Annotated in this window: 1 protein-coding gene (running past one end of the window); it reads left to right on the top strand. The window is 67.1% G+C overall.

Translation table 11 applies throughout. The features are described 5' to 3' along the window. Positions 1-18,667 carry the 3' portion of a non-ribosomal peptide synthetase gene (locus OU800_RS12490; protein WP_268177595.1) on the top strand. The gene continues 12,080 nt to the left of window position 1, outside the view, so 18,667 of the gene's 30,747 nt are visible here — the last part of the coding sequence; the start codon falls outside the window, past its left edge; the stop codon is at positions 18,665-18,667.

Raw genomic sequence — 18,667 nt, 5'->3', positions numbered from 1 at the left:
GGATACCGCGCTGCTCAAACCCTGGTACGCGCAAGTGCGTAATGCGGGTACCCAGTTGGTGAATATGTACGGCATCACCGAAACCACGGTGCATGTGACCTATCGCGCCCTGACGCCCGCCGATGCCCTGGCTGGAGTGAGCCCGATCGGCCAGGCCCTGGCCGACCTGAGCATCTACGTGCTGGATGGCAATCGTGAGCCGCTGCCGGAAGGTGTTATCGGCGAGCTGTACGTTGGCGGTGCCGGCGTGGCGCGCGGTTATCTGAACCGCCCTGAGCTGAACGCCGAACGCTTCATTCAGCACCCAACCTTGGGCCGCCTGTACCGTACCGGCGACCTGGCGCGCTGGTCGCTGGACGGCGAGCTGCAGTATCTGGGCCGTAACGACGACCAGGTGAAGATCCGCGGTTTCCGTATCGAACTGGGCGAAATCGAAGCACAGCTACAGACCTGCGCTGGCGTGAGCGAAGCGGTAGTGATCGCCCGCGAGGACGTGCCCGGTGACAAACGCCTGGTGGCCTATGTGATGGGCGAGGGCGACCTGGACGCGGCCAGCCTGCGCAGCCAGTTGCAGACGCGTCTGGCCGAACATTTGCTGCCTGCTGCCTATGTGGTGATGCAGCAATGGCCACTGACTGCCAACGGCAAGCTGGATCGCAAGGCCTTACCGGCCCCGGATGCCGAGGCCCTGGCGCGGCGCACCTACGAAGCGCCGCAAGGCGACACCGAACAGCAACTGGCGCAAATCTGGCAAGACCTGCTGGGTGTCGAGCGTGTCGGCCGCCACGATCATTTCTTCGAGCTGGGCGGTCATTCGCTGCTGGCGGTGAAGCTCATCGAGCGCATGCGCCAGCAAGGCCTGAACGCCGATGTGCGGGTGCTGTTCAACCAGCCGACCCTGGCCGCGCTGGCCGCGGCCGTCGGCGAACAGCAGCAGGTCAGGGTGCCGGCCAACCTGATTCCTGTCGGTTGTACACAGATCACCCCGGATATGCTGCCGCTGATCGAACTGGACCAGGCCAGTATCGAGCGGATCACCCAGGCGGTACCGGGTGGTGTCGCCAACGTGCAGGACATCTACCCGCTGGCGCCGCTGCAGGAAGGCATCCTTTATCACTATCTGATCGCCGAGCAGGGCGACCCCTACCTGCAATACGCGCTGTTCGCCTTCGACAACCGCGCTCGCCTGCAGCAGTTCGCCGAGGCCCTGCAAGGGGTCATCGCGCGGCATGACATCCTGCGCACCGCAGTGCTGTGGGAAGGGCTCGATGAGCCAGTGCAAGTGGTATGGCGCGAGGCGCCGCTGCCACTGGAGCCGGTGGCCTTGCCCGACGCACCGGGCAGCGTGGCCGAGCGACTGTGCGCCGCGCTGGATCCGCGTCAGCACCGCCTGGACTTGACTCAGGCACCGCTGCTGCGTATCGACTACTGCGAAGACCCCGAGCAAGGCCGCTGGCTGGGCCTGCTGCGTTTCCATCACCTGGTCGACGACGCCACTTCGCTGGGCCTGCTCAGCGCCGAGATCGGTGCACTGATGGCCGGCAACGGCGCGCGCCTGCCGGCCCAGGTGCCGTACCGCAACTATGTGGCCCAGGCACGCCTGGGCGTGAGCCGCGAAGCCCACGAGGCGTTCTTCCGCGAGCAACTGGGCGATATCGACGAGCCGACCCTGCCACTGGGCATCCGTGAAGTGCAGGGCAGCGGCCAGGGCATCCAGGAGGTTCGCGAGCCGGTCGCGCCTGCGCTCGGCCGACGCCTGCGGGCCCAGGCCCGTTACCTGGGCGTCAGCGCCGCCAGCCTGTATCACCTGGCCTGGGCCCGCGTGCTGGGCACCCTGGCCGGACGTGAAGACGTAGTCTTCGGCACCGTTCTGCTCGGTCGCCTGCAGGCCGGCGAGGGGGCCGGCCGTGCGCTGGGCATGTTCATCAATACCTTGCCACTGCGTTTGACGCTGACCGGGCAGGGCGTGCGTGAAGGCGTACGCCAGGCGCACGCACGGCTCAGCGCCTTGCTGGCCCACGAGCATGCCTCGCTGGTGCTGGCCCAGCGTTGCAGCGGTGTCGCCGCACCGGCGCCGCTGTTCAGCGCCTTGCTCAACTTCCGCCATCTGCAGGGCCAGCCAAGCGACGATCAGGCGGCCTGGGAAGGCATCCAGGCGCTTAGCGGCGAAGAGCGCACCAACTACCCGCTGAGCCTATCGGTGGATGACCTGGGCCAGGACTTCACCCTGACCGTGATGGCCGATGCACGTATTGGGGCTGCCCGCGTGTGCGGCTACATGCAACAGGTGCTCGCAGCGCTGGTCGAGGCCCTGGAGCACGCTCCTGACACCACCCTTGAACAGCTGGGCCTGCTGGATACGGCCGAGCGTCAGCGTCTGCTGGCCCTGGGCGGCGACACCCAGCCGTGCGCCAATACCCCGGCAGTACACCATAAGTTCGAGGCCCAGACGCTGGCCCGACCGCAAGCCATCGCGCTGCGCTACGAGGAACAGAGCCTGACGTACGGCGAGCTCAACGCCCGCTCCAACCAGGTCGCGCATCATCTGCTGGCCCAAGGCATCGGTGCCGATGACCGCGTGGCCCTGTGCCTGGAGCGCGGCCCACAACTGATCGTCGGCCTGCTCGGCGTGCTCAAGGCGGGTGCCGGCTATGTGCCGCTGGATCCGGATTACCCGGCTGAACGCCTGGCCTACCAGTTGCAGGATTGCGCGCCGAAAGCCGTGCTGGTGCAGGGCGCAACGGCGGGGCTGCTGAATACCTCAGCACTGCTGATCGATATGGACTCACTGGGCGACCAACCACAAGGCAACCCGGACGTTGAGGTTTCGGCTTCCCACCTGGCCTATGTGATCTACACCTCCGGCTCCACCGGTTTGCCGAAAGGGGTGCAGGTCGAGCACGGCAATGTCAGCCGGCTGTTCAGCGCCACCCAGGCGCAGTTCAACTTCGGCACTAGCGACGTATGGACCCTGTTCCACTCGGTGGCCTTCGACTTCTCGGTCTGGGAGATCTGGGGTGCCTTGGCTCACGGTGGCGAGCTGGTCATCGTGCCGTATGCCATCAGCCGCTCGCCGCAGGACTTCTACGAACTGCTTTGCGAACGTGGCGTCACGGTGCTGAACCAGACGCCGAGCGCATTCCGCTCGCTGATCGCCGCTCAGGCCAGCAGTGAGCAATCGCATTCCTTGCGCCAGGTGATCTTCGGTGGCGAGGCGCTGGACACCGCGCTGCTCAAGCCCTGGTACGCGCAAGTGCGCAATGCCGGTACGCAACTGGTGAACATGTACGGCATCACCGAAACCACGGTGCACGTGACCTATCGCGCCCTGACGCCCGCCGATGCCCTGGCTGGAGTGAGCCCGATCGGCCAGGCCCTGGCCGACCTGAGCATCTACGTGCTGGATGGCAATCGTGAGCCGCTGCCGGAAGGTGTTATCGGCGAGCTGTACGTTGGCGGTGCCGGCGTGGCGCGCGGTTATCTGAACCGCCCTGAGCTGAACGCCGAACGCTTCATTCAGCACCCAACCTTGGGCCGCCTGTACCGTACCGGCGACCTGGCGCGCTGGTCGCTGGACGGCGAGCTGCAGTATCTGGGCCGTAACGACGACCAGGTGAAGATCCGCGGTTTCCGTATCGAACTGGGCGAAATCGAAGCACAGCTACAGACCTGCGCTGGCGTGAGCGAAGCGGTAGTGATCGCCCGCGAGGACGTGCCCGGTGACAAACGCCTGGTGGCCTATGTGATGGGCGAGGGCGACCTGGACGCGGCCAGCCTGCGCAGCCAGTTGCAGACGCGCCTGGCCGAACATTTGCTGCCTGCCGCCTACGTGGTGATGCAGCAGTGGCCACTGACCGCCAACGGCAAGCTGGATCGCAAGGCGCTACCGGCGCCGGATGCCTCGGCGTTGGCCAGCCGTGCCTATGAAGCGCCGCAAGGCGAGATGGAGGAAAAACTCGCGCAGATCTGGCAAGACCTGCTGAGTGTCGAGCGGGTGAGCCGTCACGATCACTTCTTCGAGCTGGGCGGCCACTCGCTGCTGGCAGTGAAACTGATCGAACGCCTGCGCCAGCAGGGCCTGAGCGCCGATGTGCGGGTGCTGTTCAACCAGCCGACCCTGGCCGCGCTGGCGGCTGCTGTGGGTGAGCAGGAACAGTTGAGCGTACCGGCCAACCTGATCCCTGAGGGTTGCACGCACATTACCCCGGAGCTGCTGCCGCTGATCGAGCTGGATCAGGCAAGCATCCAGCGTATCGTCGACAGCGTGCCCGGCGGCGCGGCCAATGTGCAGGATATCTACCCGTTGGCACCGCTGCAGGAAGGCATTCTCTACCACCACCTGGCCGCCAGCGAAGGCGACCCCTATGTGCTACAGGTGCTGTTCGCCTTCGATAGCGAACAGCAGGTCGAGCGTTTCGCCCAGGCCTTGCAGCAGGTGGTGCAACGCCATGACATCCTGCGCACCGCAGTACTGTGGGACGGGCTGGAGCAACCGGTGCAGGTGGTCTGGCGCGAGGCCAGCCTGAGTGTCGAACGAGTCCAGCTAGAAGCCTCTGCAGGCGATGCCCTGCAAGCCCTTCGCGACCGTTTCGACCCACGCCAACTGCGCCTCGATCTGGCACAGGCACCGCTGATGCGCCTGGCCTGTGCCGCCGACGCGACCAATGGCCGCTGGCTGGGCGTGCTGCTGTTCCATCACTTGGTGCTGGATCACACCGCCGTCGAGGTGGTGGTGCAGGAAATGCAGGCCTGCCTGCAAGGCCAGGCCGAGCAATTGAGTGCACCGGTGCCGTATCGCAACCATGTGGCCCAGGCTCAGGCGGGTTTGGGGTATGCAGCCCATGAGGCCTTCTTTACCGAGATGCTGGGTGATATCGACGCGCCCACGCTGCCGCTCGGCCTGGCCGATGTGCAAGGTGACGGGCGCGGTATCGAAGAAGCGCATCTGCCACTGGCGGCGGAGCTGAGCCAACGCCTGCGGGCTCAGGCGCGACAGGCGGGCGTCAGCGTCGCTAGCCTGGCGCATCTGGCCTGGGGGGCGGTGGTCGGCGCCCTGGCCGGGCGCGAAGAGGTGGTGTTCGGCACCGTGCTGATGGGCCGCCTGCACGGCGGCACCGGCAGTGAGCGGGCGCTGGGCATGTTCATCAACACCTTGCCGCTGCGCCTGAGCCTGGGCCAGCAGAGCGTTAAGGACACGCTGCGCCAGGCCCACCAACGGGTCTCGGCACTGCTCAGGCACGAGCACGCGTCTCTGTCGCAAGCCTTGCGTTGCAGCGGCCTGCCCAGCGGCGCAACGCTGTTCAGCGCCTTGCTCAACTACCGCCATAGCGCCAGCGATGCGCCCACGGCGCAGGCCACCGAGGCCTGGCAGGGCATCCAGACCCTGGGCATGGAAGAGCGCACCAACTACCCACTGGCGATGAACGTCGATGACCTGGGTGAGGATCTGGTACTCAATGCCCAGGCCGTGCCGGCGATTGGCGCCGAACGGCTGTGCCAGTACCTGCAGACGGCCTTGCACAACCTGGTGCAGGCGCTGGAGCAGGCACCGCAGACGCCGATGAACCGCCTGAGCGTGCTACCTGCGGGCGAGCGCGAACAGTTGCTGGAGCAGTTCAATGCCACGGCGATGAGCTACCCCGAGCAGCAGACCCTGCAGGGGCTGTTCGAGGAGCAGGCAGCCCGCACACCAACTGCATCGGCAGTGGCGCATGGCGACACGCTGCTGAGCTATGCCGAACTCAACAATCGGGCCAACGTACTGGCCCAGCATCTGATTGCCCAGGGTGTAGTGCCGGATGCGCGGGTGGGCATCTGCCTGCAACGCGGTACTTCGATGCTGGTGGCCATGCTCGCCGTACTCAAGGCCGGCGGTGCCTATGTGCCACTGGACCCGAATTACCCGGCTGAACGTATCGCTTACATGCTGCAAGACAGCGAACCAGCGGCGGTGATTGGCCAGGAAGCCACCCTGGCGCTGCTTGGCGACCGTTCGGTGGTAAATCTCGATGGCTTCGACTGGATCTGCGAGGTACAGGGCAACCCGGTGGTGCCGGGCCTGACCTCGTCCAACCTGGCCTACCTGATCTACACCTCCGGTTCCACCGGCTTGCCGAAAGGCGTGATGATCGAGCACCGCAACGCGGTGAACTTCCTCACCTGGGCACAACAGGCCTTCGAGCCTGAAGTGCTGCAGAACACGCTGTTCTCCACCTCGCTGAACTTCGACCTGGCGGTCTACGAGTGCTTTGCGCCGCTGACCACCGGTGGCTGCGTGCATGTGGTCGAGAACGCCCTGGCGGCACGCGAGGCGAAAGTCAGCCTGATCAACACCGTGCCGTCGGCCTTGAAGGCGCTGCTGGAATCCGGCGGCCTCAACGAAGGCGTGCATACCGTCAATGTGGCTGGCGAAGCCTTGAAAGGCTCGCTGGTCGACAAGCTCTTCGCCGAGACTTCGGTGCAACGCCTGTGCAACCTCTATGGCCCGTCGGAAACCACCACCTATTCCAGTTGGGTGGCCATGAACCGTGCCGATGGCTTCGTGCCGCACATCGGCAAACCGGTGGCCAATACCCGGTTCTATCTGCTCGATGAGCACCGTCAGCCGGTGCCGCTGGGTGTAGCGGGCGAGCTGTATATCGGTGGTGCCGGCGTGGCGCGGGGTTACCTGAACCGTGATGACCTGACCGCCGAGCGTTTCCTCGCTGACCCATTCAGCCGCGAGCCGGGCGCGCGCATGTACCGCACTGGCGACCTGGCGCGCTGGTTGGCGGACGGCAACCTGGAATACCTGGGCCGTAACGACGACCAGGTGAAGATTCGCGGCTTCCGTATCGAGCTGGGCGAAATCGAAGCGCGCCTGGCGGCTTTCGACGGCGTGAAGGATGCGGTGGCCATGGCTCGTGAAGACGTGCCGGGCGATCTGCGCCTGGTGGCGTACTACACCGGTAATGAACAACTGGATATCCAGAGCCTGCGTGAACACCTGCAAGGCCAGTTGCCGGAGTACATGGTGCCGGCCGCCTATGTCTATCTGGACGCTCTGCCGCTGACGCCCAACGGCAAGCTGGATCGCAAGGCCTTGCCGGTGCCGGGCATGCAAGCCTTCGTCAATCAGGCCTACGAGGCTCCGCAAGGGCCGATCGAGACCGCTCTGGCGCAACTCTGGCAGCAACTGCTGGGGGTAGAGCAGGTCAGCCGTCACGACAACTTCTTTGAACTGGGCGGCCACTCGCTGCTGGCAGTGCGGCTGATCTCCCAGGTGCGTCTGCTGCTGGGCGTCGAGCTGAGCCTGGCCGAGCTGTTCGCCCACAGCCATCTGAGCGCGCTGGCCAGCCGTGTCAGCCAGGCTGGCCGCAGCCAGTTGCCGGCCATCGTGGCGACGCCGCGCGAAGGCGACCTGCCGTTGTCATTCGCTCAGCAGCGCTTGTGGTTGCTGGCTCAGGTGGAAGGCGCCAGTGCCGCGTATAACATGCCGGCCGCCGTGCGTTTGCAGGGCGCGCTGGACATCACTGCCCTGCAGGCCGCGCTGGCACGTCTCGTCGAACGTCACGAGGCGCTGCGCACCTGCTTCGTCGTTCAAGGCGATGCGCAAGACCACGATGCCTTGCCGGTGCAGCAGATCCTGCCTGCCGGGCAGGGCTTCGAGCTGGCCTGCACGGATCTCAGCGATGCCGCGGATGCCGAACAGCAGGCCCTGACCCTGGCCGGCGAAGAGGCGCTGGCACCGTTCGACCTGGCCAGCGGCCCGCTGATGCGGGCACGCCTGCTGCGCCTGGGCGAACAGGACCACGTGCTGCTGCTGACCCTGCACCACATCGTCGCCGACGGCTGGTCGATGGGGCTGCTGACCGCTGAACTGTCGGCGCTGTACAGTGCGCTGCACGCCGGCCAGCCGGACCCGTTGCCCGCCTTGACGGTGCAGTACGCCGACTACGCCCTGTGGCAGCGCCGCTGGCTGGGCGGTGATGGCCTGGCCGAGCAGAGCGCCTATTGGCAGGCGACCCTGAGCGACGCACCCGCGCTGCTCACGCTGCCCACCGACCGCCCGCGTCCGGCGCGCCAGAGCAATGCCGGCGCCAGCCTGGGGCTGCGTCTTGGCAAATCCCTGACCCAGCAGCTCAAGGCGCTGAGCCAACGCCATGGCACCACGCTGTTCATGACCGTACTGGCGGCCTGGGGCGCCTTGCTGGGCCGCCTGGCCGGGCAGGACGACGTGGTGATCGGCACGCCGGTGGCCAACCGTGGTCGCGCCGAGCTGGAGCCGCTGATCGGCATGTTCGTCAACACCCTGGCGCTGCGCCTGGATCTGGCCAGCGCTGCGGACACCGCCACCTTGCTGGCGCACACCAGGCAACAGGTGCTGGCGGCCCAGGCGCACCAGGATCTGCCCTTCGAGCGGGTCGTGGAGGTGGTCAACCCACCGCGCAGCCTGGCCCACAGCCCGGTGTTCCAAGCCATGCTTAGCTGGCAGGACTTCGCCGGCACGCAACTGGCGATGGACGGACTGGAATTGAGCCTGCTCGGGGTGCCGAACCAAGTGGCTAAGTTCGACCTGACCCTGGATATCGGCGAGCTCGACGGCGAGCTGGTGGGCAGCCTGGAGTATGCCACCGCGCTGTTCGATGCCAGCACCGTGCAGCGCTACATCGATTACTGGCAGCGCCTGCTGCAGGGCATGGTCGAGCAACCGCAGGCGCAGGTCGCCAGCCTGCCGTTGCTCAGCGAACAGGAGCAGCAGCAACTGCTGGACGGTTTCAACGACACCGCCGTTGCCTACCCGAGCCATGTCACCATCCATGCATTGTTCGAGCAACGCGCCGCCTCGCAGCCCGATGCGCTGGCCGTGCAGACTGCCGACCAGCAACTGACCTATGCGGAGCTCAACATTGCCGCCAACACGGTGGCGCAGCGCCTGATCGAGATGGGCGTGGGCCTGGATGATCGCGTCGGGCTGTACCTGCAACCCGGCATCGACGTGCTGGTCGGCATGCTCGGGGTGCTCAAGGCCGGTGCGGCCTACCTGCCATTGGACCCAACCTATCCGCCGGAGCGCCTCAACTACATGCTGCGCGACAGCGCGGCCAAGGTGCTGGTGAGCCAGCGCCAGCTGTACCAGCGCCTGCCGCTGGCCGAGCTGCCACTGCTGGCCCTGGACGAGCCGCTGCCAGCCCATCCGGGCAACCCGGTGGTCGCGGGCCTGGGCAGCCGTAACCTGGCCTATGTGATCTACACCTCCGGCTCGACCGGCAACCCCAAGGGGGTGATGATCGAGCACCGCGGCCTGGTCAACTACAGCCTGGATGCCGCCCGCCTGTTCGGGCTGCACCCAGGCGACCGCGTGCTGCAGCAGAACTCGCTGAACTTCGACCTGTCGGTGGAGGAAATCTTCCCGGCGCTGATGGCCGGTGCCTGTGTGTTGCCGGTGCGCGAAATCTTCGCCAGCGACGGCCTGCCCGGTACCGGTGTGCCAGGGCCGAGCATGGTGCACCTGACCGCCGCGCACTGGCACAGCCTGGTCGGCGACTGGCAGGCGCAGCCCGCGCTGGCGGCGCAGGCCCTGGCCGGCGTGCGCCTGCTGAACGTGACCGGCGACGCCCTGGCGGCGCAGAAACTCGAACAGTGGAACCGTTTGCGGCCAGCCCATACGCGCCTGATCAACACCTATGGCCCTACCGAAGCCACGGTCTCCTGCACCGCCGCCATGCTCGACGAGGTGGCGCAGGGCAGTGTGGTGAGCATCGGCCAGCCGATGGCCAACACGCGTATCTACCTGCTCGATGCCTATCGCCAGCCAGTGCCGTTGGGCGTGGCCGGTGAGCTGTACATCGGCGGTGACGGCGTGGCGCGCGGTTACCTGAAACTGCCGCAGGTGAATGCCGAGCGCTTCCTCGCCGATCCGTTCAGCGAGGCGCCTGACGCGCGCATGTACCGCACCGGTGACCTGGCGCGTTACACCGTCGATGGCAGCCTGCAGTACCTGGGGCGCAATGACTTCCAGGTCAAGGTGCGTGGCTTCCGTATCGAACTGGGCGAGATCGAGAAATGCCTGGCCGATTGCCGAGGCGTGAAAGAGGCCGCCGTGCTGACCCGTGACGTGCAAGGCGAGAAACGCCTGGTTGCCTATGTGGTGGCCCAGCCAGGGCAGGTGCTGCAGGCTGCACAGTTGCGCCAGGCCCTGGCCGAGCAACTGGCCGAGTACATGCTGCCCAGTGCCTGGGTGATGCTCGATGCACTGCCGCTGACCGCCAACCGCAAGCTCGACCGCAGCGCGTTGCCGGCGCCTGAGCAATGGCAGGCGCATGAAAGCTATGAAGCGCCGGCCGACGCCACCGAGCAGGCGCTGGCCAACATCTGGGCCGATCTGCTGGACCTGCCCCAGGTTGGCCGCAACGAGCATTTCTTCGAGCGCGGCGGCCACTCGCTGCTGGCCATGCGCTTGTTGGCGCGGGTGCGTCAGCAACTGGGTGTGGAGCTGAACCTGGCCGAAGTGTTTGCCCATCCAGTGCTGTCGGCGATGGCCCAGCGTCTGGCACAGGCGGCGCGGCGCGAACAGCCGGCCATCGTGCCGGTGTCGCGGCAGCAGCCGTTGCCTCTGTCGTTCGCCCAGCAGCGCCTGTGGTTCCTGGCCCAGCTGGAAGGCGACAGTGCCGCCTACCACATCCCCAGCGGCCTGCGCCTGCGCGGTCGGTTGCAGGTGCCTGCGCTGCGGGCCGCCCTGGATGCGCTGGTGGCACGTCACGAAGCGCTGCGGACCACCTTCGTGCAACAGCCGGGGCAGGCGGTGGAGCAACGCATCGGCGCCGCCGACAGCGGCTTCAGCCTGCGTGAGCGCAGCCTGCAGGGGCTGCCGGATGTCGAAACCGCCTTGGCGGTACTCGCCGCCGAAGAGGCCCGTGCGCCGTTCGACCTGGAAAACGGCCCGCTTGCGCGTGGCCAGCTGGTACGCCTAGGCGACGACGACCACGCCCTGTTGCTGACCCTGCACCACATCATTGCCGACGGCTGGTCCACCGACCTGCTCAGCGCGGAACTGGCTGCGCTGTACCTGGCCCATAGCGGGCAGGGCCAGCCCGCGCTGGCGCCGCTGCCGGTACAGTACGCCGACTACGCCGTGTGGCAGCGCAACTGGCTCACCGCCCAGGTGCTGCAACAGCAAAGCGGTTACTGGCAGCAGGCACTGGCCGGCGCACCAGCCTTGCTCAGCCTGCCGACCGACTACCCGCGGCCGGCCCAGCAGCGTTATGAAGGCGACGCCGTGGGCCTGGTGCTGGATCGCGAGCTGACCCAATGCCTCAAGGCACTCAGCCAACGCCAGGGCTGCACCCTGTTCATGACCGTGCTCGCCGCCTGGGGCGTGGTTCTGAGCCGCCTGGCCGGGCAGGACGACGTGGTGATCGGTACGCCGGTGGCCAACCGTGGCCAAGTGGAACTCGAAGGGCTGATCGGCCTGTTCGTCAACACCCTGGCCCTGCGCCTGGACCTGAGCGGCGAACCCCGGGGCAGCGAGCTGCTGCAGCGCGTCAAGTCCTGCGTACTGGAGGCCCAGGCGCATCAGGACCTGCCGTTCGAGCAGGTGGTCGAGGTGGTCAAACCGCCGCGCAGCCTGGCGCACAGCCCGCTGTTCCAGGCCATGTTCAGTTGGCAGGCGGCAAACCCTGCCGCTGCTACCGCGGCGCCCGGCGCGCTGAGCCTGGAAGGACTGAGCCTGGGCAATCGCAGCGCCAAGTTCGACGTGCTGCTGGACATGGCCGAGATCGACGGCTGCCTGCATGGGTCGCTGGAGTACGCCACCGCGCTGTTCCAGCGCAGCAGCGCCGAACGTCACCTGGGCTATCTGGAGCGCGTGCTGCGCGCCCTGGCCGAAGACGCCCAGCAGGTGCCGATGCACCTGCCACTGGTCGACGCTGCCGAGCGCCAGTTGCTGCTGGAAGACTTCAACGCCACGGCCAGATCCTACCCACAAGGACTGACCCTGCAGGCGGCATTCGAGGCACAGGTCGTGCGCACGCCACAGGCCACTGCGGTGGTCTGCGAAGCGCAGACCTGGAGCTACGCCACCCTCAACGCGCAGGCCAACCGCATTGCCCACGCCTTGATCGGCCAGGGCATCGGCGCCGATGACCGCGTGGCGATCTGCTGCGAGCGCAGCCTGGAGATGGTCGCCGGCCTGCTGGGGATCCTCAAGGCCGGGGCCGCCTACGTACCGCTGGATCCGGATTACCCGCGCGAGCGCCTGGCCTACATGCTGGAAAACGCCAGCCCGGTAGCGGTGCTGGTGCAACCGGGGCTCGAGACCTGCCTGCCCGATGCTGGCATCACGCGCCTGCCGCTGGTATTGGAGGCCTTTGCCGAGCAGCCCGATAGCAACCCGCGGCTGACCGATCACGCGGCGACGCACCTGGCCTACGTGATCTACACCTCCGGTTCCACCGGGCAGCCCAAAGGCGTGATGAACGAACACGCGGCGGTGATGAACCGCCTGCTGTGGATGCAGGACGCCTATCAGCTAGGCGAGCAGGACGTGGTGCTGCAGAAGACCCCGTTCAGCTTCGACGTTTCGGTGTGGGAGTTCTTCTGGCCGCTGTTCAATGGCGCGCGGCTGGTGATGGCACGACCTGGTGGGCATCGCGAGCCGGACTACCTGTGCCGTTTGATCGAAGCCGAGGCGGTGACCACACTGCACTTCGTGCCTTCGATGCTGGAACTGTTCCTGGCCCACGAAGGGCTGGAGCGCCTGACCTCGATACGCCAGGTGATGTGCAGCGGCGAGGCCCTGCCCGGGCATTGCGTGCGGCGCCTGCAGGCACGCCTGCCGGCGGTGGCGCTGCACAACCTGTACGGCCCGACCGAAGCGGCGGTGGATGTCACTGCCTGGGCCTGCAACGGCCCGGACGCCCCGGACAACACCCCGATCGGTCGCCCGGTGGCCAATACTCGCCTGTACCTGCTCGATCCCGTCGGCCAGCCGGTGCCGCTGGGCTGTACCGGTGAGCTGTACATCGGCGGTGTGCAGGTGGCACGTGGCTATCTGGGGCGTCCGGAGCTTACCGAAGAACGCTTCATGGCCGACCCGTTCACCCCGGCGCCGGGTGCTCGCATGTACCGCACCGGCGACCTGGGCCGCTACCTGGCCGACGGTACGTTGCTGTACCTGGGGCGCAACGACGACCAGGTGAAAATCCGCGGCTTCCGTATCGAGCTGGGTGAGGTGCAGGCCTGCCTGAACCGCCATCCGCAGATCCACGAGGCCGTGGTGGTGGCGCGCGAGGAGGCGGGCGGCAAACGCCTGGTGGCTTATTACACCCTGGCCCACAATGCGCAGGCACCCACAGCAGAAGGCTTGCGCGCCTTCCTGGGTGGGCAATTGCCCGAGTACATGGTGCCAGCCGCCTATGTGGCGCTGGCCGAGCTGCCGCTGAGCGCCAACGGCAAACTGGCCCGCAACGCGCTGCCGGCGCCTGAGGCCAGCCACTACAGCCAGCGCGAATACGTCGCGCCACAGGGCGAGCTGGAAACCACCCTGGCGCAGTTGTGGGCCGAGTTGCTGAATGTCGAGCAGGTAGGACGGCATGACCACTTCTTCGAGCTGGGTGGCCATTCGCTGCTGGCGGTGACCTTGATCGAGCGCATGCGCAAAGCGGGCCTCAATGCCGACGTGCGCGTGCTGTTCGGCCAGCCGACCCTGGCCGCCCTGGCGGGTGCCGTGGGGCAGGGCCAGGAGGTGGCCGTACCGGCCAACCTGATTCCGGCCGAGGGCTGCGAGCACATCACCCCGGCGATGCTGCCGCTGGTGACGCTGAGCCAGGACGAGCTGAACCGGCTGCTGGACAAGGTGCCCGGCGGTGCTGCCAACGTGCAGGACATCTACCCGCTGGCGCCGTTGCAGGAAGGCATCCTTTACCATCACCTGGCGTCCGAGCAGGGTGATGCCTACTTGCAACAGGCGCTGTTCACCTTCGCCGATCATGACCGTATGCAAGCCTTCTGCGATGCCTTGCGCGGGGTGATCGCGCGGCACGACATCCTGCGCACGGCCGTGCATTGGGAAGGGCTTGGCGAGCCGCTGCAGGTGGTGCTGCGTGACGCGGCGCTGCCGATGCAGGTGCTGGCGCTGGATCCGCGTGAGGGTGACCTGGGCACGCAACTGCGTGAACGTTTCGACCCGCGTGTGACACGCCTCGATGTACGCCAGGCCCCCATGCTGCAGTGGGTATGTGCCTATGATGACGAGCAGCAGCGCTGGATCGGCCTGTTGCTGTTCCACCACCTGGTGCTCGACCACACGGCGCTGGACACCGTGCGCGAGGAAATGCAGGCCTGGCTGAGCGGTAACCAGGCTCAGTTGCCCGCGCCGGTGCCGTATCGCAACTACGTGGCCCAGGCACGCCTGGGATCCAGCGCCGAAAGTCATCAGCAGTTCTTCGAGGCCATGCTGGGCGAAGTCAGCCAGGCCACGCTGGCCTTCGGTATCGAAGACGTGGCCGTGGACGCCAGCACCCTCGAACAGGCGCGCCGTGTACTGCCCGAGGCACTGAACCTGCGTCTGCGAGCCTGTGCTCGCAGTGCCGGGGTGAGCGTTGCCAGCCTGGTGCACCTGGCCTGGGCGCGGGTACTCAGTGTGCTCAGCGGGCAGCAGTCGGTGGTGTTCGGTACGGTGCTGATGGGCCGTCTGCAAGGCGGCGAGGGGGCCGACCGGACGCTCGGGCTGCTGATCAACACCCTGCCTCTGCGCCTTGAAGTCGGCGCCCTGGGTACCGAGCAGGCACTGCGTGACGCGCATGTGGCGCTGGCCGCGCTGCTGGGTCACGAGCATGCCTCACTGGCGCAGGCCTTGCGCTGCAGTGCAGTGCAGGCGCCAGCACCGCTGTTCAACACCTTGCTCAATTTCCGTCACACGGCGCTGGGCGGCGACGCGCAGGCCAGTGATGCCTGGACGGGTATCGAGGGCCTGGGCGGAGAGGAGTGGAGCAACTACCCGATCGTGATGAGCGTCGACGACCTCGGCGAAGGGCTGATGCTCAGCGCCCAGGCCTTGCCCCAGGCGGGCGCCGAGCGTCTGTGCCAGTATCTGGAACACTGCCTCGAAGGGCTGGCCGAAGCGCTGCAGCATGCACCGACGCAACCCGTGCATGATGTGCCGGTACTGCCGCTGGCCGAGCGTCATCAACTGCTGCTGGGCTTCAACCAGACGCAGGCCGACTACCCCGGCGAGCAGCCGCTGCACCGGCTGTTCGCTGCCATGGTGGCGCGCCAGCCGGAGGCCGTGGCCGTGGAGCACAATGGCCAGTTCACCCGCTACCGCGAGCTCGATCAGCAGGCCAACGCCCTGGCGGCACGCCTGCGCAGCGAAGGTGTCGGCCCGGGCGACCGTGTAGCGCTGCTGCTGGACCGCTCGCTGCACTGGCTGGTCAGCGTCCTGGCAGTGCTCAAGTGTGGCGCAGCCTATGTTCCACTCGACCGCAATGCACCACAGGCCCGCCAGCAGGCGATCCTGCAGGACAGCGGGGCGCTGCTGACCCTGAGCGTGGCTGGCCACGGGTTGCCCGCCGGCACCCGCTGGCTGGATGTCACGCAAGACAGCGGCGCACCGCAGGATTACGTCGAGCCGCAAGGGGTCGACGGCGACTCGGCGGCTTATGTGCTGTACACCTCTGGCTCGACCGGCACGCCCAAGGGCGTGGTGGCGCCACAGCGGGGTGTCAGCCGCCTGGTGCTGAACAATGGCTTCATGACGTTCTCGCCGGATGATCGGGTGGCGTTTGCCTCCAACCCGGCGTTCGATGCCAGCACCCTGGAAGTCTGGGGGGCGCTGCTCAATGGCGGGCGGGTGGTGGTGATCGACCACGATTGCCTGCTGGCGCCCGAACAACTGGCGCAGACGCTGATTGAGCGGCAGGTGTCGGTGCTGTTCCTCACCACGGCAGTGTTCAACCAGTACGTGAGCCTGATCGGCGCGGCGCTGGCCGGCGTGCGCGTACTGCTCAGCGGTGGCGAACGGGCCGATGTGGCGATGTTCCGCACGATGCGCAACCTGGCGCCGGGCCAGACCCTGATCCACGCCTACGGCCCGACCGAAACCACGACCTTCGCCACCACCCATCTCGTCACGGATGTGGCACCGGACGCCGTGAGCCTGCCGATTGGTCGGCCGCTGTCGAACACTCAGGTGTATGTGCTCGATGAGCGCCAGCAGCCGGTTCCGGTGGGCGTGGCTGGGGAAATCTGCATTGGCGGTGATGGTGTGGCCCTGGGCTACCTGAACCGGCCGCAGCTCAGCGCCGCGGCATTCATTGCCGACCCGTTCAGCGAGCAGCCCGGCGCGCGCCTGTACCGCAGCGGCGACCTGGGCTGCTGGGGGGCCGACGGCAGCCTGCATTACCTGGGGCGTGCCGACCAGCAGATCAAACTGCGTGGCTATCGCATCGAGCTGGGTGAAATCCAGGCCCGCCTGGCTATCCATGACGCCGTCGAACAGGCCACCGTCCAGGTGTTGCAACGTGAGGGGGGCGATCGGCAACTGGTGGCCTGGTTCACCAGCCAGCAGGCACCCACCCCGGCGCAATTGCGTGAGCACATGCGCGCTGCGTTGCCCGACTACATGGTGCCGGCCGCCTATGTACAGGTGACGGCCTTGCCGCACACCGCCAACGGCAAGCTCGACGTCGCCGCCTTGCCGGCACCAGCCGAGCCGGCCTTCAGCGGCCAGGGCTACGAGGCGCCGGCCGAAGGGCTGGAGAGCACCCTGGCGACGCTGTGGGCGCAGGTACTGGGGGCCGAGCGCATTGGCCGCCACGAACGCTTCTTCGAAGCCGGCGGGCATTCGTTGCTCGCTGTGCGCCTGGTCGGTGCGCTGGCCCAGGCGGATCTGCAAGTGAGCCTGGCCGAGGTGTTCGAGTATGACAGCGTGGCGGCCATGGCCCGCCATTTACGCTTGCGCGTGGCGCATGCGCCGGCCGTAGAGGGGGCTATAAAGGTGCGTAGTGGTGGTAATCAGGCGGCACTATTCCTGGTGCACGAGTTCAGCGGGCTGGATCTGTACTTCCCGGTACTGGGCAAGCACATCGGCGCGGACGTGCCGGTCTATGGCCTGCCGGCGCAGCCTTGGGGCGAGGCACCGCTGCAAACCCTGGAATGCATGGCCAGCCGTCTGATCGGGCTGATGCGCGAGGTGCAGCCGCAAGGCCCTTATCGCCTGGCCGGCTGGTCGTTCGGCGGCATCCTGGCCTATGAAATGGCCAACCAGCTACTGGCGCAGAACCAGCAGGTGGCCTTCCTGGGCCTGCTCGACAGCTATTACCCACGCCTGGTCGACCAGGGGCGGGCGCGCTGGAGCGGTCCTGCGGCGCTGGGCATTCACCTGCTGGATCGCTGCGAAGTGTTCCTGGCGGCGACCACGCAGGATGCCACCGAGCAGGCACGCACCCGACAGGCCCTGGACACCGGCAAGGCGTTGGCCCAGCAGGCCAGCTTCGAGCAGACCCTGGCCTTCTGCACACAGCAGCGCCTGTTGCCACCGGCGCTGGTCGAGCTGAATGAGCAGGCCCTGCGGCATTATCTGGCCCGGGAAGTAGCCCATGGCCACGGACTGGCGCATTACCGGCCGTATCCGTTGCCACTGGCGGTGCACCTGTTCGTGGCCGCCGAACGTGCCGCCGATGCCCCGGCCCATGACGGCTGGCTGGGCTGGGACACCCTAATGCCGCGCAACCAGCTACTTCGCGTCGAAGTGCCGGGCGACCACCAGAGCATGATGCTGGCGCCGCAGGTTCAGGCGCTGGGCGCGGCCATCGACGCGGCCATGGCGAGCGCGCCGCAGTCGGCACTGGCGGCGCCGTTCCAGCCACTGTTGACGATCCAGTCGGGCCAGCCAGGCCAGGTGCCGGTGTTCTGTGTGCCGGGGGCCGGTGACAGCGTGACCGGGTTCATCGAACTGGCCGGTGCACTGGGTGCACAGTGGCCCTTGCATGGCCTGCAACCGCGCGGCCTGGACGGCGTCAGCGTGCCGTTCGGGACGGTGGAAACCGCTGCCACGGCCTACCTGGCGGCGCTCGATACGGTACAGCCGAATGGCCCGGTGCATCTGGTCGGGCACTCGTTCGGTGGCTGGGTGGCCTACGAAATGGCCCTGCGCCTGCAGGCGCAGGGTCGCGAGGTGGCTTCGCTGACCCTGATCGACAGTGAAGCGCCCGGCGGCAACGGTGTGGTCGGGCGGCCCTATACCCAAACCCAGGCCCTGCGGCGCCTGATCGAGGCGATTCAGCTAGCCAGCGGCAAGGCACTGGGCATCGACCCGGCGCAACTGGAAGCCGCCGATGACCTGCAACAGATGCGCCTGCTGCACGCGGGCATGGTAAGCGCCGGGATTCTGCCGGCACGCTCACCGGCTACAGCCATGGAAGGGCCGATGCGTGCCTTCGCCACGGCACTGCGCACCCGCTATCAGCCGAGCCAGACCTATGACGGTCCGGTACGCCTGGTACTGGCCGAAGACCCCACCCTCGACAGCGCGCACAACCTGCGTGAACAACAAGCGATGCGTGACGGTTGGGCGGCGCGGGTGCCGAGGCTGACGGTATGGCACGGGCCGGGCAACCATTTCACCATGCTCAAGGGCGCCCATGTGCTGCGCCTGGCGCAATGGTGGCGGGAGGGGCTTGAACAGTAA

The organism is Pseudomonas sp. GOM7 (assembly GCF_026723825.1).
In the GTDB taxonomy this organism is placed as follows: Bacteria; Pseudomonadota; Gammaproteobacteria; order Pseudomonadales; family Pseudomonadaceae; genus Aquipseudomonas.
The sequence above is the reverse complement of the archived record's forward strand: the minus strand, read 5'-3'. Positions and strand labels throughout refer to the sequence as shown.